Below are 23,530 nucleotides of genomic sequence, written 5' to 3'. Positions count from 1 at the left end.
GTAATTATAAAAATTTCACAGCAGTGAAAAACAATTCTTCTATGATGTGTATGTGCTGGTAAAAAAAATTTAATTTAAATTCTACTAATTACATATACATAATATAAAAATGAAAAATCCAATCAAAAACATATTCACAATACTATCCGTTTTAGCCTTCTCAATATCCTTTGCACAAAATGTTGAAGGTACAATCACCGATTCGCAAAAAAATCCTTTAGGAGCAGCCAATATTGTCATAAAAGGTACTACTATAAGTACTACTACAGATGAAAGCGGAAAATTCAGCCTTGACACAAATGGTAAAAAACTTCCTTTAACCCTTTTAGTACAATACGTAGGTTATAAAACTACTGAAATAGAAGTTACCGTATTACCTGCACCACTTTTAGAAGTTGCCTTAAAAGAAGAAAACGAACTTATTGAAGTAGTAGTTTCCTCTCGACGTAGAATTGAAAAAGTACAGGATATTCCAATTGCAGTATCAGTTGTAACAGGAAAACAAGCTGAACAAGCCGGTGCTTTTAACGTAAATCGTATCAAAGAGTTGGTTCCATCCGTACAATTATATTCATCTAACCCAAGAAATACCGGAATTAATATTCGTGGTCTAGGATCTCCTTATGGCCTTACTAATGACGGTATTGATCCTGGTGTTGGGTTCTATGTAGATGGCGTTTATTATGCTCGTCCGGCAGCAACAACTTTAGATTTTATTGATGTGGAGCAAATTGAAGTATTACGCGGACCACAAGGATCATTGTTTGGTAAAAACACTACCTCTGGTGCTTTTAACATCACATCTCGTAAACCAAGTTTCACAACTGGTGCTGACTTTGAATTAAGCTACGGAAATTATGGTTACCTGCAAGCTAAAGCTTCTGTTACAGGCGCTTTAAGTAAAAAAATTGCCGGCAGAATATCTTTTTCAGGAACTCAACGTGACGGATTAATTGATAATATTGCAACAGGAAGAGCTACAAACACACTTAACAACCAAGGCTTTAGAGGACAATTACTTTATACACCTTCAGAAAACACCAACATTATATTAGCAGCGGATCTTACTACGCAGCGTCCGGATGGATATGCACAGGTAATTGCAGGTGTTGCTCCTACTAAAAGAGCTCCTTACCGTCAGTTTGATGCCATTATTGCTGATTTGAATTATCAGCTTCCAAGCCGAAATGCATTTGACCGCAAAATTGACCAGGATACCCCATGGCGTTCAGGACAAGATTTAGGAGGTGCTTCTCTTAATATTGATACAAAAATTGGCGGAGGAACACTTACCTCAACAACTGCCTGGAGATTCTGGACATGGGATCCGTCTAATGACAGAGATTTTACAGGATTACAAGTACTTGCTAAATCACAAAATCCTGCAAGACATACACAATTTACTCAAGAAGTTCGTTATGCAGGAAATATTTCATCAAAATTAAGTGGTGTGGCCGGTGTTTTCTTTATCGATCAGGAAGTAAAAATCAGAGGTACAGAAGAATCTGGTAATGCACAATGGAGATTTTCTCAAACCTCTGTAAGTTATAATAACAATGGTACTAATACTTCTGTACCGTTATCAAAATGGGCAACTCCAGGCCTTCTTGAAGGATATGGAATAAAAACAAATGCCGGAATCAAATCTACAAGTGCGGCAGTATTTGGACAATTAGACTGGGCAGTTACAGAACGTTTACATGTTTTACCAGGTTTAAGATTCAATTACGATAAAAAAGATGCTACTTATCTTCGTGAAACATACGGAGGTCTTCAAACTACTGACCCTGACTTATTAGCTATTAAGAGAGCTGTTTATACCAATCAGTCTTTTGCAGCAGACAAAGATAAAACAGACTTTTCAGGAAATATAACAGTATCTTATAAAGCAACTGATAAAATCAATGCTTATGTAACTTATGCAAAAAGCTATAAGCCGATTGGTGTAAATGTTGCAGGACTTCCAACTCCTCCGGCAGATAAAACACTGGCTGATCTTGCGGTAATTAAACCAGAAGATGTAAATCATTATGAAGTAGGCGTAAAAACTTCTCCATTTAGAAATGCTATATTAAACCTGACATTATTCAATACAGACATTAAAGACTTCCAAACAAACGTTCAGGCTGCTGAATTAGGTGTTAACCGTGGATATCTTGCGAATGCTGACAAAGTACGAGTAAGAGGAGCAGAATTAGATGCGAGTTTTGTAATCAACAGACACTTTAGCGTTTACGCAGCTGCAACTTATACTGAAGGTACGTATGTTAAATTTACAAATGCACCGCTACCATTAGAACTAACCGGTCTTGTCGTTGATGGAAAAGCTGTAAACTACAAAGATGTTTCGGGCTCTGATTTACCTGGTGTTTCAAAATGGGCAGGATCTTTGGGTGGCGAATATACTAAAGATGCAAGATTCTTTGGAAATGTAGGGAAATTTTTCATCGCACTTGATAGTTATGCCCGTTCAGAATTCTCTTCAAGCCCATCAGCTTCAAAATATTTAGTAGTTCCGGGTTATGCAATCTTTAACGGTCGTTTAGGTTTCCGTGTAGCAAATGGTTTGTCTGCACACATCTGGGGACGTAACCTTTTAAACAAAGATTATTACGAGCAATTATTGCCTGCAGGTGGAAATGCAGGACATTATGCCGGAGTTCTTGGCGATCAAAGAACTTACGGAGTTACACTAAAATATTCGCTATAATAAAAATAAGTACAGTTAGTTTGGTTAATCGAGCTACGTTTTTTCAAGAAACGTAGCTCGATTTTTTTATGACCTTATAAATTATAAATCACAAAATAGAATTTAAACCAAATTTAAAAAACGTAATCCTTCACTAAAAATCATCTTTCATTTGTATATATTCGCAGCCTGAATTTATAGGGCACGGATGAAATTTTTCAAATTCATACTTTTTTTTACATTTTTAAGTCAATTTTCTTTAGCACAAAGCAAAAAAAATATCGAAAACCAAACTCTCACATGGATTCGATATTACAATATTTTGCCATTAACCGAAAAATGGTCAATACACACTGAATTTGATAACCGCAGCTTTATTAATCCGGTTCATGAAAACGTATTTGTCTTCAGGACTCAGGGAAGATACCGCACCAATAAATTAGTAGATTTAGGTAGCGGATTTGCTTATTTTAATGTAAACACACAAACACCTGATACCGATCCTGAATTTTCTGTTCCTGAATATCGAGGCCAACAAGATATGACCCTTATCAATGATATTGCAAAAATTACTTTTCATAACCGCTTTCAGCTTGAAGAACGGTTTATACAAAAAGCGGATAAATCAGGATTATTGAATGATTTCTCTTTTTCCTTCCGATTCCGATATCGTCTGCAATCGACTTTTACACTTTGGGAAAAAGAAAAACAAAGCTTAAAAGGAACTATTTCTGATGAAATTTTATTGAATTACGGCAAAGACAATAAAAGAAATACTTTTGATCAAAACCGAATTTACGCTGCGTTACGTTACCATTTCAATCCCAATGTTGGTCTGGAATTAGGATATTTAAAAAACTTTCAGAGACGGGCAAGCGGTGTTGATTTTTATAATCGGGATATTATTCGTTTTACTGTTTATCACAGAATTAATCGTAAAATAAAATCGTAAGACTAAATTTCAATTATTCAAATTCCAAATTCCTTATTGAAATTAATTTAGATAAACAAAAAACCAACAAGACTGAACTTGTTGGTTTTTTTTTAGATATCATTTTTTAAACTAAAAACTTAGAAACTTAGTATCTCAGAGCCTTTAGATTTAGTCTTCTCTTTCTCTTCCTCCACGTTCTCCTCTTTCACCACCGTCACCACGCTCTCCTCCTCTTCGTTTCGAGCCTTTTTCAGTAGCAAAATTTCCAATTTTATAAGCTACCGAAAACATTACATAACGCTTTAAAACAGTACTTTCTTCGTCACGGATTGAGGTTGCAGAAATGCTTCTGGTCGCACTTTGATTTTGATTCAAAACATCATAAACTTTTATCTTAGCGTACAATTTTTTATCTAAAAAACCATACGACAAACTGGTATTCCACAAATAAAAATCTTTTTTAAAATCATCAGATATATTTGAATTGTAAGTATATCCAAAATCATTTCCAAAAATTAAATTTGTAGGCCAATACGTTGTTGTTTGCAAATTAGCTCTGTGTATTACAGTAGAATTCGCATCTCTTGAGGTATTTTCATATTTGGTTTGACTAAAAGTTAATCCATAAGAAGGAGAAATCGTCAGTATTTCGCCGTATTCATACGTAAAATAGGCTTTTGGTGAAATACTGGTCGATTTGGCATTATACATAATAGTATTCGTAAACCCTTTATCAAAAGAATATCTACCATTAAGCCCTAAACCATATCGTAATGTATGTGCATCTTTTTTTATAGATTGGCTCCAATTTCCATTCGCTGTAGCGCTATAGGTTCCCGAAATATTGATATAAGTTGTAAATCTTTTTCCTGTATCTTCATCAAAAACAGAAGTCGATACAACATCGTTACTAAAATAATCTCCTCTTAAGGATAAACTATAGCCGGAACGTGTGCGGAAATCAAAATTCTTAAAATCAAAATTTACGCTGTTTTTCTCAATCGGATTTAAATCTGGATTTCCGGTAACCGTATTTAATGAATTGTTCAAATCTGTAACAGGCATTAATTGAGTTGCTGATGGAAGTGCATTTGAATAATCATACTTGAAAGTAAAAAATTTAGATCTGCTGAATTTATATCGCAACTGAAGATTTCCAAAGGCAAGCGCATATCTTTTTTCTAAGTCGGTTGACTTGCCTTCATATAACGAATGATTATCAAAATCAATAATAGCAGTTCTCGTATTCAGGTTGAATGTAAATTTATTTTTTTTCAAAGTAAGCCCTACTTTTGGACTTACCGTATTTCGCTTCGAACTCATATAATTACTTACCGAATCGACCAAACTTCCATAAAATTCAGAACCCAATTTATTATCAAAAGTTTTCAAATCATTTGCTGTGTTTTGCCAGTCAAAATCGGTACCGAATCTTATTCGCAAAGAATCTGTAATAGGCTCTGTATATTCAAGATCCAGAGAATAGGAATCTGAGATATTTCGCCCTTTTGTTTTTTGTTCTCTCTTATCTATAAATTCACCCTCAACCTTATTCAAAACAGTTGTTGAGTTTACTATACCATCAGAATCCGTACCTGAATTATTATTGGTAAATACAAGACTGACGTTTCTTGCCTTTTTTTCGAAAGCCTTATTAAAATTAATTGTATTAGAAAAATTCGTTGACGTGCTTTCTCTATAGGGATGTGATTCACTTGTATTTAAAATCGCTCCGTTTACATCTTCTTTTCGAGTCTCACTGAAAGAATCTGAACCTGCATTAGAGCGTGTCTGACTTGCATTTGGCGTAATAACAAGACGTGTTGTTGGATTAATTTTATATTCTAACTCAAAATTTGCTTTATTAATCGTGCTCTCATTTCTGGTTTTCGAATCTGATTTTGTATAATTATTTCCGGTTGGTAAAATACTGGTTTCACGAACTGTACTCTCGTTATTATTAATTTTATTATCAAAATTATAACTTCCTGTAGCACTCAAATATTTATTCCAGTCATCAGAATAGTTTATCCCCAGTAAATTAGACTGTGTAATTCCTTTACCGGTATTACCTCCGCCCCCCTGACTGTTTCTTCCTCCTCCCATATTATCAAATACCTCATCCTGCGCAAAACCTGTTGAGTTAATATTGTTTGAAGATCCCAGGATACTAATTTTCTGTTTATTATTAAAAAAATTCATGATAAGACTGCTTTCATAGCGGTCATCAGAACCATATCCGGCAAGAATTTTACCAAAATAGCCTTTGTTTTTCTTTTCATCAATAGTCAGGTTGATACTCGAATAATCTGAAGTAGATTCTTGTTTGGATAATTCTTCTTTTTTGGTTTTAAAATCTGACACCTGAACTTTTTGGATAATTTCAGAAGGCAGATTTTTCAGTGCAATTGCACCGTCTCTGTCAAAAAAAGGTTTTCCGTTGACCAAAAGCTGATTTACTTCTCTACCGTTAACAGTAATTTTTCCGGCCTCATCGATATCAAAACCTGGCAATTGTTTCAATAAAGTTTCTACATTTGAATCCGGACGAACTTTATAAGAAGCGGCATTGTACTCTAAAGTATCCTGTTTCATTCGGATTGGCGGCGCCTCACTTTTTACCACAACTTCATTTAAAGCATTTACACTTTCGAGCAGGTATAATTTACCAAAATCTTTACTTTCCAAAAGACCATTTTGCTCTTCTGTGTAAGTTTGATATCCCAAATAATTTATTTTTAGGAAAACCGGTTTATCCAGCTTTTTAGTGTTTAATCTAAAGAATCCGTTTTTATCTGTTGTAGCGTAATCAATAACTGTAGAATCTTTAACAGTGGTAAAATAAACGGTAGCCAATTCGACCGGCAGCTGCGTATTTATATCAACTACAGTACCTTTAAGAACAATATCATTCTGAGCACTAGCCGAATAAGCAAAAATAAAAAGTAATAAAACGTAATATAATCTGGTCATAAAAATGTTGGTTAGAACGATAAGACTTCTAAAGAAGTAAATGGTTTAATTGTGAATTCTACATTTAACCAAATATGATGCCATTTCGTAAAACCAAATGTATTTTCAATTAAAAAAAGACATAAAAAAAAGTCCCAAAACGGGACTTTCAAATTTTTATTTTTCTCTGATGTAAATGTCTATTGGCACTCCTGCAAAGTCCCAATTTTCTCTAATCTTATTTTCCAAATAACGCTTGTAAGGTTCTTTTACATACTGTGGCATGTTGGCAAAAAACACAAACTGAGGCACATCTGTTGGCAACTGCATACAATATTTAATTTTTACATATTTTCCTTTTGTTGCCGGCGGCGGATACGCCTCAATCACTTTCAACATATATTCGTTGAATTTTGAAGTCGGAATCCTTTGTTTTCTGTTTTCAAAAACCTGAACTGTAGCTTCCAGTGCTTTCAACAAACGTTGTTTCGTTAAAGCTGAAACGAACAAAATTGGCACATCTGTAAAAGGCATTAATTCTTTTTTGATTTTTTCTTCGTAATCACGAGTCGACATGGTATCTTTTTCAACTAAATCCCATTTGTTTACCAGAATTACAACCCCTTTACGGTTTTTCTCAGCCAGCCAGAAAATACTCTGGTCCTGACCTTCAAATCCGCGGGTTGCATCGATAACCAAGATACAGATATCTGCATGCTCAATCGCTCTTACAGAACGCATTACAGAATAAAATTCTAAATCTTCCTTAACCTTAGCTTTACGACGGATTCCCGCAGTATCAACCAAATTAAATTCGAAACCAAAACGGTCAAACTTCGTATCAATAGCATCACGGGTCGTTCCTGCAATATCGGTTACGATATAACGATCCTGGCCAATTAAAGCGTTAATAAAACTGGATTTACCAGCATTCGGACGTCCTACAACGGCAAAACGAGGTAAATCTTCCTTGACCTCAACTTCTGGTTTTTCAGGAAATGCATCGATTAAAGCATCTAATAAATCTCCCGTTCCACTTCCTGAAATACTTGCAAATGTGTAATATTCTCCTAATCCAAGGTTATAAAACTCTACAGCGTCTTTCTCACGCATTGCGTTATCTACTTTGTTTACTGCCAATAAAACCGGTTTTGTCACTTTACGCAACAATTTTGCAACCGTTTCATCCATTGGTGTAATACCTTCTTCTACATCAACTACAAAAATAATAACATCGGCTTCGTCGATAGCAAGTTCTACCTGTTTACGGATTTCACCTTCAAATACGTCATCAGATCCGCGAACATATCCTCCGGTATCAATGACAGAAAACTCTTTTCCATTCCACTCGCTTTTACCATAGTTTCTATCACGGGTAACCCCAGATACCGAATCTACAATAGCTTCTCTTCTTTGTATCAGCCTATTAAAAAGGGTTGATTTCCCCACATTAGGTCTTCCTACTATCGCAACAATGTTATTCATTTTTTTGAATTTTAGATTTTAGATTCCAAATTTTAGATTTTAAAACCTAATCACTTGTAATCCAAAATGCTTTATTTTAATTTTTTGCAAAGGTAGTTAAAAAAAGTTGCTAAGCTACTAAGTTTCTGAGTACCTAAGATTTTATTGTTTTTTGTTTCAAGTTTTTTGTTTCAAGTTTTTTGTTTCAAGTTTCAGGTTTCAAGTTTCAGGTTTCAGGTTTTAGAACCCAGAAAGTATAATCAAAAAATTGAAAACTCTTTATTTTTTCAGGAGCTATTTCCTGCTATCCGTTTCAATCTTTTGTTTCGCTAAAGCTTCACAAAAGGATTTCCACTTCTATCAGGGCTAGGGCAATCGTTTTCAAAAGACCATTTCGCTTTTTATTACACAACCTTAAGCAACATAATCGTTCTAATTTCGCATTTCAACTTGAAACCTGAAACCTGAAACCTGAAACTTGAAACCTGAAACCTGAAACAATTAAAACCCTATTGATTATACCCAAATCGTTTCAGCATATTGGCGTTACTTCTCCAGTTTTTATTCACTTTCACGACTAGTTCAATATGAATTTGTTTTCCAAAGAATTTCTCTAAATCGGCACGGGCATCAGTGCCTACTTTTTTCAGTGCTGCACCTTTATGACCGATGATGATTCCTTTTTGAGTTTCACGCTCTACCATGATTATAGAACGGATTCTGATGATTTTTTCGTCTTCAAAAAACTCTTCGGTTACGATTTCAACCGCATACGGAATCTCTTTGCTGTAGTTCAACAAGATTTTCTCACGAATGGTTTCGTTTACAAAGAAACGTTCCGGTTTGTCTGTTAACTGATCTTTTGGATAATAAGCTGGTGATTCCGGCAATAATTCTATAATTCTTCCAAAAACTTCCGGAACATTAAAATTCTGTAAAGCCGAGATTGGAAAAATCTCCGCATTTGGCACTTTTTCTTTCCAAAAAGCCACTTGCGTTTCTAATTGCTCCTGGTTTGAATTGTCAATTTTATTCAACAATAATAAAACCGGAATTTTAGCGTAAATGATTTTATTAAAGAAAGCTTCATCTTTTAAGTCCTGCTCCCCTATTTCGACCATGTAAATCAAAATGTCAGCATCTTCAAAAGCCGATTTTACAAAGTTCATCATCGACTCCTGCATTTCGTAAGCCGGTTTGATGATTCCGGGTGTATCAGACAAGACCAACTGAAAGTCTTCTCCGTTTACGATTCCTAAAATTCTATGACGTGTAGTTTGTGCTTTTGAGGTAATAATGGATAATCTTTCTCCAACGAAGGCATTCATTAGTGTTGATTTTCCAACATTTGGATTCCCGATGATGTTTACAAAACCTGCTTTATGTGACATTTGTGTATTATTTTAGTCTGCAAAGGTAGTCATATCAACTCAATACAGAAAATAAAACATTTTTTTAAGTTTTCGTTGGATTTCTCAAAAATGGGCGTATCTTTGCACCCGAAACATCGCGGGATAGAGCAGTAGGCAGCTCGTCGGGCTCATAACCCGAAGGTCACAGGTTCGAGTCCTGTTCCCGCTACAAAGATAAAAGCTTCAGAGAAATCTGGAGCTTTTTTTGTTTATAACAACTCATATTGTTGTCATGTGCAGCGAAGTCAAAAGACTAATTTATTACTTCATAAACTTTCGTCTTTTCGGCATCATTTTAATGGTTCTTTTTCATGCATTATTCATGCACTATCTATGCTTTATCTATGGCTTTGCTATATGGTTGACTCGTCCTATGACTCGTCCTAAAATAACTATACAGATTCCTTGCAGGATAATTTATTCCGTTCCTTTTTCAGCCTAATCCGTTTTGCTGATTCTCTCACTAAAATCAGATATACAGAATTGAATCTGTACATTTTTTAATAATTAATAAAAAAGAACTACATTTGTAACAGAATTTAAAACTCTACAAACAATAAAAGTTACATCACCTTTTCAAAAAAAATGTATTTATGGAGACAACCACTGGATTAATAATTAAAGGATTACGGGATAAATATGGATATACACAAGATAAGGTAGCTGAATTTCTTGGCATAAAAAGAGAAATGATCAGTTTTTATGAAAATAATGAGAGAGAAGTACCTTTAGAAATATTAGAAAAATTATCCGATTTATTTGGAATTGATCTTGATGTCTTTTTTGTAGACAATGTTGATGAAGCACTAGCGGAAGTGGTTTTTGCATTTAGAAAAAATGATTTGGATAATAATGACATGGATGCAATGGCTGATTTTGGAAAAATTGTAAAAAACTATTTAAAGATTAAAAATTTGCATGATAACGGTTAATGATAAAATACTTGAAGTAAGAGCTAATAAATTTAGACGTCATTGCGGCATTGGAAATGAAAATACTATAGATTTCGAAAAACTGCTTCGATCTCTGGATGTATTAACTTATTTTCGACCACTTGATGGTGAATTTTCAGGCATGGCATTGAAAACAAAAAACAGCAATTTCATGTTGATAAACACCAATAATTCAATTGGCAGGCAACACTTTACAATTGGTCATGAATTATACCATCTTTTTATTCAGGAAGGTTTTAGTTTTCAAATGTGTAATGCAGGAAAGTTTGACAAGAAAAATCGCGAGGAATATAATGCTGATATATTCAGTTCTTACTTATTAATGCCAGAAGCAGGAATTATGAAACAGATTCCGGAAGAAGAATTAGCTTGGGGAAAAGAGATTTCATTGGCTACAATTATCAAATTAGAACAGTATTTCGGGGTATCCAGATCCGCTATGCTAATTCGTCTGGATAAGATAGGTTTGTTGCGTGGAGACTATAGTCAATTTAAAGTAAACATCAAGAAAAGCGCAATTGAACATGGCTATTCACCTGCATTATATGAATCTCCAGAAAAGAAAAATCCATATGTTATAGGAAACTATGGTAGTAGGGCAAAAGAATTGTTTGATCGGGATAAAATTTCAGAAAGTCACTATCATTCCCTAATGTTTGATATCGGAATCGATGTTGACGCTCCTAATATAGATGATGATGACCAGGATATCTAGTAAAACAAAAATATTATTGGATTGCGATGTTATCATCCATTTCGTAAAGGCAGGTCAACAGTTGCTGCTTGCTAAAATATTTCCAGAGCAATTTGTTATACTGGATAAAGTTAAAGCGGAATTGGATAAACACAAGAGCAGTAAAACATCAATCGATAATTTTATCACATGGTCAAAAATTCCAATTATTCCGATGCCTCGAAATGTTGAAATTATTAAAGAATATAGTTTTCTAAAAAAGAGTTTAGGCGATGGAGAAGCTGCATGTTTAGCAGTAGCTAAGCATACAAACGATTTTATCGCCAGCAGTAATCTGAAAGACATAAAAAACTATTGTGATTTACATGGAATTGTTTATTTAACAACAATGGATATCTTACTGCATGCCTTCACTTCTAATATTATGAGCGAACAACAATGTAATGAATTTATAAAGGAGGTAAAAGACAAAAAAAGTAAACTTATACATGATATAGACAGTATCACTGATTATCTCAGCTATAAAAATAAAAAGTAAAAAATCTTTTTCAGCCTAATCCGTTTTGCTGATTCTCTCAACACCTCTCTTTTTAATTAATTCACCGGCATCCAGCATTTTTATTAAATGAATGTAAGGTGTCACGAGGTCGGTTTCAGGATCGTTATTATAAGAAGAGAGCGAATACTCTATAATTTCACATAAGAAAAACTCAAACTGCTGTAGTGTTCTCTCTTCAAATGCATTTTGAAGTACCAAAAAAGGATTGTCGAATTCTTCCTTTGTCAGCGAAGAAAGATGAAATACGTCTTCTGATCGGGCTGACTGTTTTACTTTCCATTTTTTACTTTTTCCCTTTAAGGAATAGCAGACTTTGAGAAAAGAGCTGATGCCAGTATAAAAGACAAAAACATTGCTGGGATCCTCCTGCTTATAGACTTTGCTTTTATAACAGTGAAGCACCACTTCAGTTAAATACTGTTTATAATAATCGAGATGTGCAAAGTCAAAAAGAGCATCAAATGCCTCAAATGGATTTCCTGCCACAAACCCCGCCCAAAACCTTGTTTCAAAAGATATTTTATTCTTTTTCATAGTGGAAGATTTAAAATTGAAAAGCGAAGTTCTACTCTTATAAAAGGATAAACTATTCTAAAAGCAGATATACTATCTTACAAAAAGGATATTTTACAGATATTTTTTTATCTTTGAAATTCACACTTTTTAATGCAGATGGCTTTATCTTTGAGCCTTTAGAAAACTAACATTCATTATGGAACAGAAAATTCATCAGGGAAGAAACGTAAAACGTTTTAGAGAAATGCTTGGCATCAAACAGGAAGCACTGGCTTATGATCTGGGTGAAGACTGGAACCAGAAGAAAATTTCTATGCTGGAGCAGAAAGATGTTATTGAGGCTAGTTTGCTAAAACAGATTTCTAATTCTTTGAAAATTCCTGTTGAAGCATTTCAGAATTTTGATGAGGAGCAGGCTATAAATATTATTTCGAATACTTTTCATGAAGGAGCAATAGCTGTTGGTAACAATTCTGGACATGTCAGTTCTATTGTTAATCCAATTGATAAAATTGTACAGCTTCATGAAGAAAAAATTGCGTTGTATGAAAGGATGCTGAAAGAGAAGGATGAAATGATGGTTAGGCTTGAGAAATTGGTTAGTAAATAATCTCTTGTTTTAAAAGTATAATTTACTGACGTTGCTCATGCCTGAGAACTGCTTGGGCTCTACTTACAACAGTTAGGCATTTTATAAGTACACTAAAATAAATTTGATGTAATCAAAAAACCTCACAAATTGCGAGGTTTTACTTTTATATACTTTATAGAGTCTCTTTGTCGGCACGGAAAAAATTTCCGCGCTATCGTTGAGCATATCCGAGCAATCGGGTATTGTCAGACATAGTGGCAAGCTTTCAGACGACGACTATGGTATCAACAAAAATCAATATTTACGGATAACCGTAAAGTTTCGTATTTATAAAATACTAATTTCACTTATCTAATGAACAATAACTAATAAAGAGAAAATGAAAAAAATTGATTTGCATATTCACACTGTAGCTTCCATAAGCGATTATCCGTTTTTCTTTAGTTTAAATTCACTTAAAGAATATGTTGAGAAATTGGAAATTGATTGTATAGCAATTACTAACCATAATCTTTTTGATAAAACACAATTTGAAGAGATTTCCAAAGAAGTGTCTGCAAAAGTTTTTCCCGGAATCGAAATAGATTTGGAGTCTGGTCATATTCTCCTAATTTCTGAAAATGAAGAACTCGATGATTTCAATTCTAAATGTAAAAAAGTCACTGATTTAATCAAAACGAAAAATGATAGTATTACATATGAACAATTGATAGAAATTTTTCCTCTATTAAGTAAATATCTTTTAATTCCTCATTATGATAAGAAACCAAACATTAAAGAAGAAACATTAAAAAAACTAGGTGAAAATATTTTTGCAGGTGAAGTTACAAGTTTAAGAAAGTTCAAAGCATGTATTGCTGAAGTAGACAAACTAACTCCTGTAATTTTTAGTGATTGCCGTTTCGTTGAAGATATGTCAATTTATCCCACTAGACAAACCTATGTAGATGCAGAAGAATCAACGCTAAGGGCTATTAAAGGATGTTTATTCGACAAGTCAAAAGTATTTTTATCTAAAGAAGAAGGTAATAATTCATTTCAGGCAACTGATGATGGAGTTATTTTATCCACAGGTTTAAATGTCATAATTGGTGAACGCTCAACTGGCAAAACTTACACTTTAAATAAAATAAGTCACAGTTTCGATAATATCAAATATTTAAAACAATTCTCATTACTTCAAAACGATGAAGAAAAATTTAAAGAACTTGTAACAACAAGACACAGCCTTGTTTCCGAAAATTATCTAAAAGAGTTTAAAGATGTTGTATATGATATTAATGAAGTTGACATAAAAAGCAATAATATTAGCATTGAAAAATATGTAGATTCGCTCAAAAAATATGCATCAGAGAATGATAAATTAGATGCTTTTTCAAAATGTAAATTATATAACGAATCAAATTTAGAAATTGATGATTTAGAGAATTTAAAGAAGTTAATTAAGGCTGCTGAATTATTACTTGAAAATAAAGAATATAAAAATATTGTTAGCAAACATATTTCGGATGAAACATTAAAATCATTAATTCTTGAGTTAATTGAAAATCATAATGAAATCTATTTAAAAAACTTAAAGAAAAATTGGACTAATGATTTAGTTGAGCGTATTAAAGGTGATTTAAGGATTAGATCATCTACAACTGCAATAGAAGACGTAGATTTCACTAAGATTCAAATGGATAAAGTTAGAGCTTCAAAGTTTAAAACCTTGGTAAAAGCGTTGCAGAATGAAAAAGAAATTGACAGCAAAGAAATAAGAGGTTTTAGAGTGGTTGCTAGAACGAGAAAATATACCGGCGCTGGTCAAATGAAGACTAAAAGTAAAAGACAATTATCTTTTAGCGACGCATTTAATAATTATAACGAACCCTATAAATTTCTAATTGCGTTGAAAACCGTAGGACTTGAAGAAACTGAATACTATAAATATTTTGTTGATATTGAATATAAAACTTTGAACAAATATGGTTTTGAGGTGTCTGGAGGAGAGCGTTCTGAATTTAATCTTTTGCATGAAATAAGTGATGCTTTAAAACATGACATATTATTGATAGACGAGCCCGAATCATCATTTGACAATATATTTCTAAAAAATGAAGTAAATGAACTTATCAAAGAAATATCACGCGAAATACCTGTAATTGTTGTAACTCACAATAGTACAATTGGAGCATCTATCAAACCCGATTATTTATTATATACGCAGAAAATAATTAAGGATGGAAATGTAGAATATAAAATTTACTTTGGCCATCCATTGAGTAAGACATTAAAAAATATTGATGGAGAGCAAATTCAAAATTTGGATATTTTATTTAATTGCTTAGAAGCTGGGCAGGAAACTTATTACGAACGAAAAACTAGATCATATGAAATACTTAAAGATTGAAGATAACAAAGGTTATTTTATAAAAGATAAAAATCAAAATGAAGATTGGACAGAAATCGATCAAATCGAAAAAGATGATTTATTAAAACTTCTAGATTATGCTACTAATGAGGAATTTGAATTAGACATTTACAATGAGGGTTTGCTAGGCAATAAAGCGCACCAAATTATTTACAAGCATCTATCTGAAAAATTCACGAGTTTTTTACTCAATAAAGAAAGGTTTACCGATGAAGTTGAAACAGTGTATCGAGAAGCTATCGAGAAGTATCAATAACAAAGCCAGCCAATGACCGCCGTTTCGAGACATTACCGGTTTCTTGGTAGCCGGAAGTTGTAGTCATGAAAACATTATCTTTGGCAGAGAGAGCTCTGTCCGCTTTGACCAGCAACGTCGCGAAGCGACCTAACGTTCTTTTTAAAACTAAAATTTAGACAAAATATTTTCCGAATCACAAAAAAGCCTGAGAATATAGATTTTCAGGCTTTTCAATTTTTTCTAATAACCTTGATAGAAAATGAAACACTTGATTTATATTTTTAAGATGAGAATGCAAAAATTTCATAGTAATCTGCAATAAGGTAGTTAGATAATTAAATGCTTCTCGCTACAACGACAAAACTTTAGAGAAATCCGAAGTTTTTTTTATGTTTAGTTTATTTCTCCCGACAAATAACATGTTTCTAATTTTATACTATCAACATGGAATTGAGTAAGTCTTAAAAATAATTATCGTTAAAATTTTTCTTATTTAGAATATTTATAAATAAAGTAATACATTTGTCATTATCAGTATTATCATCATAATATAAAAATAATGTTAGTAAGGGCAAGAATCGAAAATTATAATGAGTGGCTTTTTCTGGAAGAAATTCCGGAGAAATATGTGGCGGGACATCGTTTATCTGAACGCCAGATACGTATTAAACATACTCCAATTGACATGAAAAATTATCAGTTGTCTACAAACGGTATGTTTTTATTGCATTCTGAAATGAGTTTTAGCGAAATCGTAAAAATAGAATCCGAAGTTGATGGGGATGCGATTGCCTGCCAGTTTATTTTTAGCAAAGAGAAAAATGGCACTGCAGTCAAAGCAAGTAGCTATGCGCACAGCCATCATAATATTCGTTACATTCCTTCCGGCAAAGAGTCGCATGAAATCAAACCTGAATTAGAATACATTTATTTTCTGGTAGTACTATCTAAGGATTATTATTTCAATTTAGTAGATGCTGCTTCTCCTTTACATGAGGATTTTATCCGGGAGATGGAAAAAGGGGTTAGTACTTCTTTTATGGAAGGCGATTTATACGTTACACCAGAAATGCGTCATTCCATCAACAGCATTAAGGAATGCAAACAGGAAGGCCCTCTAAAAAGAATGTTTATCGATACCCGAATTATGGAGCTGATTATGTATCAATTGGAGCAATTTGGTCAGTATCTTCAGAATGACAAAGAAGAACTACATGAAGAAGATGTCGAAAAACTGGAAGTCGTACGTGAATTGCTAGAAAGAGAATATGTGAATCCGCCAACGCAAAAAGAGTTAGCCAGAACAGCACTGATCAATGAATCTAAAATGCGAACCGGTTTTAAGAAATACTTTGGCACAACCATTTATGATTTCGTCACTAGGCTGCGAATGGTAGAAGCCCGACGATTAATTACCGAAGAAAAGAAAAATAACATGTACGAAGTAGGAACAATGGTTGGCTTTAAACATCAGGCCAGTTTTACCAATGCTTTTAAACGCTATTATGGATTGCCTCCAAGCGAGGTTAAAGTCTAACCTTTTTTAAACCTGATTATGTGTTACTGCTTTTTTCCAACTTTCTAATTCTGTTTTACCCGGTTTTCGTTCTCCAAAAAACTGCACCACCATATTACCATTTGCACCGTATAATTCCAGAGAATTTACATCTCCGTCTGCAGTAGGTTTCACAACATGCCATACACTATGTACGGCATCTTCATTCAGTTTCGTTTCTCCGCCGGACAATTCTGAAAAAGTCAACCATTCGCCATTACTAGTCACATTGGCTAATTGGCCTGTATTAATTTGTACACAGCCTTCATTAGCCGTAAACATCATAATAGGAATTTTAGCATTCGAACATTGTAAAATAGTCCGACGAAAAGACTCCAAACTTACTTGTCTTGCCCTATTTTGTGGCGCAAGTCGTAATGCCTGCATACGTGTTAATCCAAATCGTTTTACTAATCCAAAGAAGTCATGCGTATCCTGCATATTATTCCATGCCTGATGAAAATCACTGATATCAATTTCGGCATCCCTCCTTTCCTGCATCTGCTTTCGGATTGTTTTTTCTATTACCGGAACAGACTGGTCTTTTTGTTTAAACTCATTGACCAAATCAAGGTAGACTTGTCTGTAGCTTCCGCCTGTCAGGTAAATTTGATGTACGGCATTTCCATTGGTATCAAAAAACTGCAGGCTTTCTTTTCCTTTTTCTTCTACGGCCAAAGCAAATTTCCATCTTCCTGCAAAAATTCGAAGATCAATATCTTCTCCTAAAAAAAGCGTTGTATATTCTTCTTTTGAGAAGTTTCTGTAAACGCCAATTCGTTCTGTTTTGCAGTGTTCATTATACGTCACGCCTTTTACCAACCCTAAATCTTCTATTCGTGCTAATATAGTTTCCATCTCAGGACGCAACAAAATTACGTTTTCACCTAGCCCTAAAAATAACAATTCTGCTTCAGTCACTCCTAAAGTTTCTGCTATTTGTCCTAACGATTTGGCAGGATATTCATCACGGTACGAAACAAATCGTTCTTTAAGAGAACGTGTGTTATAATTCGCTGCCAAATTAGAGTTGAATACTGCTGCGTCAAACTTTAAGCCGTTTGGTACTACTTGCGTGATTAAAGTACGTGGATCCGTTTGTACTTGTGTATGAACGCCAAATGCAGTAAAGATATTCCGGCTGGTAAATACTTCTTCCGGAGCGCCATCCCACCACTTTCTGCCTCCTTTGAGCATAATTACACGATCAGCGTATTGTGCTGCCAGATTAATTTCGTGTAACACACACACTACCATAAAACCTTTTTTAGCCAATGCATTTGCTATTGCCAGAGTTTGGTGCTGGTATAACATATCCATATTCGAAACAGGTTCGTCTAATAATAATAGGGCATCCTTGTTATCCCACACCTGAGACAGCACTCTTGCCAGATGAACTCGTTGCTGTTCTCCTCCAGACAGCGTTAGCATGGATCGATCTGCCAGATGACTTATCCCGCAAATTTCCATAGTTTCTTTCAGCGCAAACTGATTGGCGAAATTAGTATTAGCTGTTTCTTTTCCATAACGCCCCATCAATACAATTTCCTCAACAGTAAATGCCAGACTTACTGTATTTTGCTGGTACAAAGTAGCTCGTTTACCCGCTAGTTCTTTTGCCGAATAATCGTTTAAATCCTTAGCATCAAAAACTACCCGTCCTTCTGAAGGCTGTTTTTCTCTACAAAGTATCTTCATCAGTGTAGATTTTCCGGCACCATTAGCACCTAATATAGCCACCATTTCTCCTTTTCGAATACTAAACGTAATGTCTTTTAGTAAATGTCTGTTATTGATTTTATAGCTAATAGATTCTACTCGTAACATAAATTTTATTTATTGTAATTATTGCAATATTTTCTTTTTGTCTTTGTACAATATGTACAGGAATACAGGCGCTCCCAAAAGTGCAGTAATTACGCCAATTGGCAATTCAACCGGAGCTACCACTACTCTTGCCAGCATATCTGACACGGTAAGTACCAATGCACCCAAAAGTGCAGACGCAGGCAATACCAATCGATGGTCTGCTCCTGCTATTAACCGAATAATATGCGGTACCAACAACCCTACAAAACCAATAATTCCTGTAACTGATACACAGGCTCCAACGGCTAACGTAGAAAGTATAACCACTCTGTTTTTAATTTTTCCGGGGTTCATGCCAATTTGCTCTGTCTGATGTTCACCAATCGCAAATAAATTCAGTCCTTTGCCATAAACAGGTAATACAAATACCGGAATTAAAATAAATGGAGTAATACCCATAATCATATCCCAATTGGCTCCGCCCAAACTTCCGAGCATCCAAAACGTAATAGTTCGAAGCTGCTGTTCATCTGCTGTATAAGTCAGTAATCCTGTCAATGCACCTGCCAGCGCATTTATTGCAATACCTGCCAGAAGCATTGTAGCCACGTTGGGTTTTCCTTCTGTTTTAGAAAATTGATATACCAGCATTGCAGCTAATCCTGCCCCCGCAAAAGCACCAAATGCAAGCAGGTAGAAGCCTAATAGTTCACTTAAAGAAACAAACAAAAGAGACTCCATTCCAATGATTAAAACTGCGAATAAGGAAGCTCCTGCTGAAATTCCGATTAAACCCGGTTCGGCTAATGGATTTCGAAAAATACCTTGTACCGCCGCACCCGATATTCCTAAAGCTGCACCCACCAATACTCCCAATACTATTCTGGGGAGACGTACATGCAGAAGCACATTTTCTGCCAGATCATCTTTAACTTTAAAGTCAATAATCCCTATTTTATTTGCCAGTATTGTGAGAACATCCAAAACAGAAATTTTCATTGCTCCTAAGCCTAATGAAAATACCACAACAATAAAAAGTCCCAGAGTTAAGCCTGTATAGAGTGTTTTTTTATTTGTCATTATTTAACTTTTATAAATTCTTTGTGCAGTGCCAATATTGCCTGATCTAACCTTGTTGAAAAATTGATCATTAAAGGTCCATCCATAGCTGCTATTCTTTTGTTTTTTCCGGCATTGGTGTACGCCACTCCCGGCATTTTAAGCAATCCACTGCTTCCGCCAAGACTTTCCATTCCAAAATCGAATAGAAACAATACATCAGGATTCGCATTTACGAGTGCTTCTGTACTATACGTTTTGTATCGGTTAAACTCCTGTATCGCATTGCGTCCTCCTGCAAGTGCAATCATCGCATCCATGTTGCTTCCTTTTCCGGCTACAGTCATTGTGCCTGTTCCCCTTGCATATATAAAGAGTACTTTAGGTTTCTTTTTATTGAGTTTTACTGTTTGTAATGCTTTATTGATTCGTTGTCCGGTTTCCAGAGCCAGTTTATTTCCCTTTTCTTTTACTCCAAGAGCGACACCCAATTCCCTAATAAACTGTAGGGCTCCTTTTACAGAGTATTCCTGTTTGATTGCAACAAATTTGATTCCTGCTCCTTTTAACGACTGAATAACTCCATAAGGAACATCTCCATGCGGAGCAATAATTAAATCAGGACGAAAAGCCATTAATCCTTCAGCAGATACGGAACGGTTCTTACTTACTTTAGGAAGTTTTTTTATGTTCTCAGAATGTTCGCTGGTAACATCCACAGCAACAATTTGTTTTTCAAAGCCCAGATCAGCAACCGTCTCGGTGATCGCACCTCCTAATGTAATGATACGTTTAGGCTGGCTGTAAACAAGTAATGAGCAAAAAAGAAATAGGCTTACAAATAATTGATTTTTGCAAATTTTAATCTTCATTCTATACGTTTTTTAACTGATTATTTAGCAAATCATTGATTCATTTCAGTGCAAAAGAACTATTTAATTAATCTAAATACAAATAAAAACATTTGTTAAAAAACGAATAGAACAAATTCATAATCCGCTAATTAGGACGAATAAAAACAACACAATAAACTGATTTACAATCAAAAAATCCCTTATTTATAAAATATTAATTCACTAAAATTTTCTGCTTTTGGTTAAATAAAAAACGGATTGAACAAAAATTAAAACAGATTGAACAAAAGAAAAAACGGATAGAACAAGACTCTTACCGACTCTTATGCCTAATATTGCAAAACAATTCTTGTTTAGAATCAATACAAATAACAAAATACTTAAAATTGAAAATTACACCCAAAAAGCATATTTATCTTTTACAACTATTATTACTATTTCCTATTATAACACAAGCCCAAATTGAAATGAGAGGTAGTCTTTCAGGAAAAATACTGGATAAAAACGGTTCGCCTGTTATTGGTGCCAACCTTGTTTTGCAACCTGATATGCATCAGGCAAGTACTGACAAAAAAGGAGACTTTTTGTTCAGGGATATTATTGCAGGAGAGTACACTATTGCTGTTTCTAACATTGGATTCAAAACATACCAAAATACTATTCTGATTGAAGCAGCTAAAAACAACACAATCAAAATTACTTTAGAAGAAGAAGAAAATGCATTGCAGCAAGTAATTGTTTATGGTAAGGAAACTAAAGTAGATAATTTACTTGATATTCAGCGTAGTGCCATGCCTGTTACTGTTATCACTAAAGAGACTATTGCCCAGATGGGAAGTCGTAGGCTGGATGAAATTCTAAAAGAACAGACAGGTATTGCTGTCGTTAATGAGATTGGCGGTGGTGCAAGAGCAGTAGGCGTTCAGATGCAGGGTTTTGGCAGCGATTATGTTATGATTCTTATCGACGGGCAGCCTATGGTGGGACGAAACAGCGGCAATTTTGATCTTTCCAGAATTAGTGTTAGTAATATCGAACGAATCGAAATCATCAAAGGAGCATCTTCCTGTCTTTTTGGAAGCGAAGCATTAGGAGGAGCAATTAATATTGTGACTCGCCACGGCGCATTTCAACCACAGGCTTTAGCATCCTTTCGTTATGGTTCACTAAATATCGCTGATGCAACATTAGAAGGGGAAACTCCTTTTCATCATCAACGCGGCTCTGCAAATATTTCTGCTAATTACTATCGAACGGATGGTTTCAATACTGATCCAAATTTCTTATCCGGAGGTACTACTGCCCCACCCTATGACGATTATACTTTACAAGGCCGGGTGCGATATCGCCTTACTGAAAACGGAACTTTAGGAGCTTCCGGCCGGTATGCACTTCGAAAATCTTTTATGAAGCAAATTTTTGGAAGTAACGAAAATCAAAACTCTGCAGGAGACAGTCAGGATATCACTGACATTAATCTTTCCGTTACCTATGATCATAATTTTAATAATGGTCTTAGAAGTATGAGCCGTTATTATTTGACCCGATACGTATCAGATATGAGTGTACTTTGGGAAGAAAGTGGTTCACAAGCCAGTGCCGAAAAATTTGCCCAGACTTTGCATCGGTTTGAACAGCAGTTTTCTTATTCTGCTACAGCTAATTTGAAATTTACCGGAGGATTAGGCGGCAATGTAGAACAAATGGACAATCGGGATTTTAACGTCCCGGGCGGACTGTGGAGTAGTTTTGGCTATTTGCAGGGCGACTGGAAAATAACCGATAAGTTTGAGGCTGTTGGCGGGGTTCGCTATGACCACAATAGCAATTACGGTGGAAAGTTCAATCCGAGCCTGGGATTGCAATATCATGTTATTCCAAAATTAACCCTAAAATTAGCCTTAGGAAGTGGTTTTAAAACTCCTGATTATCGTCAGCGCTATCAGGTATTTATGAATCCTGTTGCTAATTATCTCGTTATTGGTACAGAAGTTTTGCGAGGAACTCTGGAAGAAATGAAAAATAACGGTCAGATTAGTGAAGTAAGAGATTATTTAGTCAATCAGCTTGACAAAAACCTGCAGGCAGAGAAATCCCTTTCATTCAATGGTGGTTTTACTTACACCCCAAATAAGAATATCAAGCTTGATGTTAATGCATTTTATCATACTATTTCGAATCAAATTAACAGCATTCGCGTAGCTACAGGAACCAATATCAGAGATATTTATACTTACCAAAATTTACCAAAATCATTCAATACCGGAATAGAAATGTCTGCATCTGTAAAACCACTTTCGGGATTGGATCTTAGTGCGGGTTACCAGTATCTCGTAGCCAAGGACAGAGGTGTGATGGACAGCATCAGTAAAGGCACCGGAGCTTATGCCTCTATTCGTGACAATGCCACAGGTTTATTTAGAAAATCAAAATTATCCGATTATTTCGGCATAGAAAATCGTTCTCGCCATATGGCCAATCTTCGCTTAGCCTACAATTATTCACCTTGGGACCTTACCGCAAATGTTAGAGTGAATTACCGTGGAAAATATGGTTTTGTTGATAACAATAATAACCGTTTTCTGGATCAGTATGACATTTTTGTAGACGGACATTTTTTAGTCAATGCGGGAATCGAAAAAAAACTGATGAAACAGCGCTTAAGTATTCAGCTTACGGCGGATAACATTATGGACTATACAGACAGGCTCATGCCGGGACAACCGGGACGAGTTGTTTTACTGGGACTTAAATACCGATTTTATAAAGAGTAAATAGTGAGTGGTGAATAGTAAAAAGTGAATAGTTATAAATAATTGAATAACCGAATCAACAAA

At 34.8% G+C, this 23,530-nt stretch carries 17 protein-coding genes and 1 tRNA gene; 11 read left to right on the top strand and 7 right to left on the bottom strand.

From position 1 onward, the window contains the following. Positions 1-109 precede the first annotated feature (109 nt). Together FLV_RS01235 and FLV_RS01230 are read left to right on the top strand one after the other, a co-directional pair. Entirely contained in the window at positions 110-2,710 is a 2,601-nt protein-coding gene (locus FLV_RS01235; RefSeq protein WP_243230216.1) for a TonB-dependent receptor, read from the top strand. Between the two features lie 187 nt (positions 2,711-2,897). Further along, positions 2,898-3,641, top strand: coding sequence for a DUF2490 domain-containing protein (locus FLV_RS01230; RefSeq protein ID WP_243230214.1), 744 nt, complete (start codon positions 2,898-2,900; stop codon positions 3,639-3,641). Positions 3,642-3,791: 150 nt separating this feature from the next. Here the strand turns inward: FLV_RS01230 and FLV_RS01225 are convergent, their stop codons facing one another. From FLV_RS01225 to era, 3 genes are all read right to left on the bottom strand, one after another. Continuing rightward, on the bottom strand, positions 3,792-6,596 hold the full coding sequence (locus FLV_RS01225) for an outer membrane beta-barrel protein (protein ID WP_243230212.1): 2,805 nt from the start codon (positions 6,594-6,596) through the stop codon (positions 3,792-3,794). A 156-nt stretch (positions 6,597-6,752) separates the two neighbouring features. Next, the gene (der, locus tag FLV_RS01220) at positions 6,753-8,060 is read right to left on the bottom strand and encodes a ribosome biogenesis GTPase Der (RefSeq protein WP_243230210.1); all 1,308 of its coding nucleotides are present in this window, start codon (positions 8,058-8,060) and stop codon (positions 6,753-6,755) included. A 488-nt stretch (positions 8,061-8,548) separates the two neighbouring features. Then, the gene (era, locus tag FLV_RS01215; RefSeq protein WP_031456731.1) at positions 8,549-9,430 is read right to left on the bottom strand and encodes a GTPase Era; all 882 of its coding nucleotides are present in this window, start codon (positions 9,428-9,430) and stop codon (positions 8,549-8,551) included. A 117-nt stretch (positions 9,431-9,547) separates the two neighbouring features. Between era and FLV_RS01210 the strand changes: the two genes are divergently transcribed. From FLV_RS01210 to FLV_RS01195, 4 genes are all read left to right on the top strand, one after another. Then, positions 9,548-9,620: transfer RNA gene (locus FLV_RS01210), tRNA-Met, on the top strand. Between the two features lie 424 nt (positions 9,621-10,044). After that, the gene (locus FLV_RS01205; protein WP_243230209.1) at positions 10,045-10,383 is read left to right on the top strand and encodes a helix-turn-helix domain-containing protein; all 339 of its coding nucleotides are present in this window, start codon (positions 10,045-10,047) and stop codon (positions 10,381-10,383) included. Continuing rightward, positions 10,370-11,119: an ImmA/IrrE family metallo-endopeptidase gene (locus tag FLV_RS01200; protein WP_243230207.1), complete on the top strand. Its 750-nt coding sequence runs from the start codon at positions 10,370-10,372 to the stop codon at positions 11,117-11,119. Before FLV_RS01205 ends, FLV_RS01200 begins: the two co-directional genes overlap by 14 nt. Further along, positions 11,103-11,636: a hypothetical protein gene (locus FLV_RS01195; protein WP_243230205.1), complete on the top strand. Its 534-nt coding sequence runs from the start codon at positions 11,103-11,105 to the stop codon at positions 11,634-11,636. The genes FLV_RS01200 and FLV_RS01195 overlap by 17 nt, the downstream gene beginning before the upstream one ends. A 15-nt stretch (positions 11,637-11,651) precedes the next feature. Here FLV_RS01195 and FLV_RS01190 read toward each other — a convergent pair whose 3' ends face one another. Continuing rightward, positions 11,652-12,191 carry a hypothetical protein gene (locus FLV_RS01190; protein ID WP_243230203.1) on the bottom strand — a complete coding sequence of 180 codons (540 nt, stop codon included), beginning with the start codon at positions 12,189-12,191 and terminating at the stop codon, positions 11,652-11,654. 178 nt (positions 12,192-12,369) lie between these two features. Between FLV_RS01190 and FLV_RS01185 the strand changes: the two genes are divergently transcribed. The 4 genes from FLV_RS01185 (at position 12,370) to FLV_RS01170 (ending at position 16,953) form a co-directional block, all read left to right on the top strand. Next, positions 12,370-12,783 carry a helix-turn-helix domain-containing protein gene (locus FLV_RS01185; RefSeq protein ID WP_243230202.1) on the top strand — a complete coding sequence of 138 codons (414 nt, stop codon included), beginning with the start codon at positions 12,370-12,372 and terminating at the stop codon, positions 12,781-12,783. A 361-nt stretch (positions 12,784-13,144) separates the two neighbouring features. After that, a complete protein-coding gene (locus FLV_RS01180) occupies positions 13,145-15,157 on the top strand; it encodes a histidinol-phosphatase (protein WP_243230201.1) in 2,013 nt (670 codons plus the stop codon). Then, on the top strand, positions 15,138-15,434 hold the full coding sequence (locus FLV_RS01175; protein ID WP_243230200.1) for a hypothetical protein: 297 nt from the start codon (positions 15,138-15,140) through the stop codon (positions 15,432-15,434). The genes FLV_RS01180 and FLV_RS01175 overlap by 20 nt, the downstream gene beginning before the upstream one ends. A 541-nt stretch (positions 15,435-15,975) precedes the next feature. Then, positions 15,976-16,953: a helix-turn-helix transcriptional regulator gene (locus tag FLV_RS01170; RefSeq protein ID WP_243230199.1), complete on the top strand. Its 978-nt coding sequence runs from the start codon at positions 15,976-15,978 to the stop codon at positions 16,951-16,953. A 6-nt stretch (positions 16,954-16,959) separates the two neighbouring features. Here FLV_RS01170 and FLV_RS01165 read toward each other — a convergent pair whose 3' ends face one another. Genes FLV_RS01165 through FLV_RS01155 form a run of 3 tightly spaced genes read right to left on the bottom strand, consistent with a single transcriptional unit; the run spans position 16,960 to position 20,711 of the window. Further along, the gene (locus tag FLV_RS01165; RefSeq protein WP_243230198.1) at positions 16,960-18,798 is read right to left on the bottom strand and encodes a heme ABC transporter ATP-binding protein; all 1,839 of its coding nucleotides are present in this window, start codon (positions 18,796-18,798) and stop codon (positions 16,960-16,962) included. 18 nt (positions 18,799-18,816) lie between these two features. Beyond that, positions 18,817-19,860, bottom strand: coding sequence for a FecCD family ABC transporter permease (locus tag FLV_RS01160; protein WP_243230197.1), 1,044 nt, complete (start codon positions 19,858-19,860; stop codon positions 18,817-18,819). After that, positions 19,860-20,711 (bottom strand): hemin ABC transporter substrate-binding protein, encoded by an 852-nt coding sequence (locus FLV_RS01155; RefSeq protein ID WP_243230195.1) that lies wholly within the window; start codon positions 20,709-20,711, stop codon positions 19,860-19,862. The genes FLV_RS01160 and FLV_RS01155 overlap by 1 nt, the downstream gene beginning before the upstream one ends. 368 nt (positions 20,712-21,079) lie before the next feature. Here FLV_RS01155 and FLV_RS01150 point away from each other — a divergent pair, with 368 nt between their 5' ends. Continuing rightward, entirely contained in the window at positions 21,080-23,467 is a 2,388-nt protein-coding gene (locus FLV_RS01150) for a TonB-dependent receptor (protein ID WP_243230193.1), read from the top strand. Positions 23,468-23,530 lie beyond the last annotated feature (63 nt).

The sequence above is a fragment of the Flavobacterium pectinovorum genome (assembly GCF_022802975.1).
GTDB classification, from domain to species: domain Bacteria; phylum Bacteroidota; class Bacteroidia; order Flavobacteriales; family Flavobacteriaceae; genus Flavobacterium; species Flavobacterium pectinovorum_B.
The sequence above is the reverse complement of the archived record's forward strand: the minus strand, read 5'-3'. Positions and strand labels throughout refer to the sequence as shown.

Excerpts from the sequence above, each read along its gene's own strand:
- FLV_RS01180 (WP_243230201.1), top strand. The coding sequence starts at position 13,145 with ATGAAAAAAATTGATTTGCATATTCACACTGTAGCTTCCATAAGCGAT.
- FLV_RS01170 (WP_243230199.1), top strand. The coding sequence starts at position 15,976 with ATGTTAGTAAGGGCAAGAATCGAAAATTATAATGAGTGGCTTTTTCTG.
- FLV_RS01155 (WP_243230195.1), bottom strand. The coding sequence starts at position 20,711 with ATGAAGATTAAAATTTGCAAAAATCAATTATTTGTAAGCCTATTTCTT.
- FLV_RS01195 (WP_243230205.1), top strand. The coding sequence starts at position 11,103 with ATGACCAGGATATCTAGTAAAACAAAAATATTATTGGATTGCGATGTT.
- era (WP_031456731.1), bottom strand. The coding sequence starts at position 9,430 with ATGTCACATAAAGCAGGTTTTGTAAACATCATCGGGAATCCAAATGTT.
- FLV_RS01185 (WP_243230202.1), top strand. The coding sequence starts at position 12,370 with ATGGAACAGAAAATTCATCAGGGAAGAAACGTAAAACGTTTTAGAGAA.
- FLV_RS01190 (WP_243230203.1), bottom strand. The coding sequence starts at position 12,191 with ATGAAAAAGAATAAAATATCTTTTGAAACAAGGTTTTGGGCGGGGTTT.
- FLV_RS01160 (WP_243230197.1), bottom strand. The coding sequence starts at position 19,860 with ATGACAAATAAAAAAACACTCTATACAGGCTTAACTCTGGGACTTTTT.
- FLV_RS01230 (WP_243230214.1), top strand. The coding sequence starts at position 2,898 with ATGAAATTTTTCAAATTCATACTTTTTTTTACATTTTTAAGTCAATTT.
- FLV_RS01205 (WP_243230209.1), top strand. The coding sequence starts at position 10,045 with ATGGAGACAACCACTGGATTAATAATTAAAGGATTACGGGATAAATAT.
- FLV_RS01225 (WP_243230212.1), bottom strand. The coding sequence starts at position 6,596 with ATGACCAGATTATATTACGTTTTATTACTTTTTATTTTTGCTTATTCG.
- FLV_RS01165 (WP_243230198.1), bottom strand. The coding sequence starts at position 18,798 with ATGTTACGAGTAGAATCTATTAGCTATAAAATCAATAACAGACATTTA.
- FLV_RS01175 (WP_243230200.1), top strand. The coding sequence starts at position 15,138 with ATGAAATACTTAAAGATTGAAGATAACAAAGGTTATTTTATAAAAGAT.
- FLV_RS01200 (WP_243230207.1), top strand. The coding sequence starts at position 10,370 with ATGATAACGGTTAATGATAAAATACTTGAAGTAAGAGCTAATAAATTT.
- der (WP_243230210.1), bottom strand. The coding sequence starts at position 8,060 with ATGAATAACATTGTTGCGATAGTAGGAAGACCTAATGTGGGGAAATCA.
- FLV_RS01235 (WP_243230216.1), top strand. The coding sequence starts at position 110 with ATGAAAAATCCAATCAAAAACATATTCACAATACTATCCGTTTTAGCC.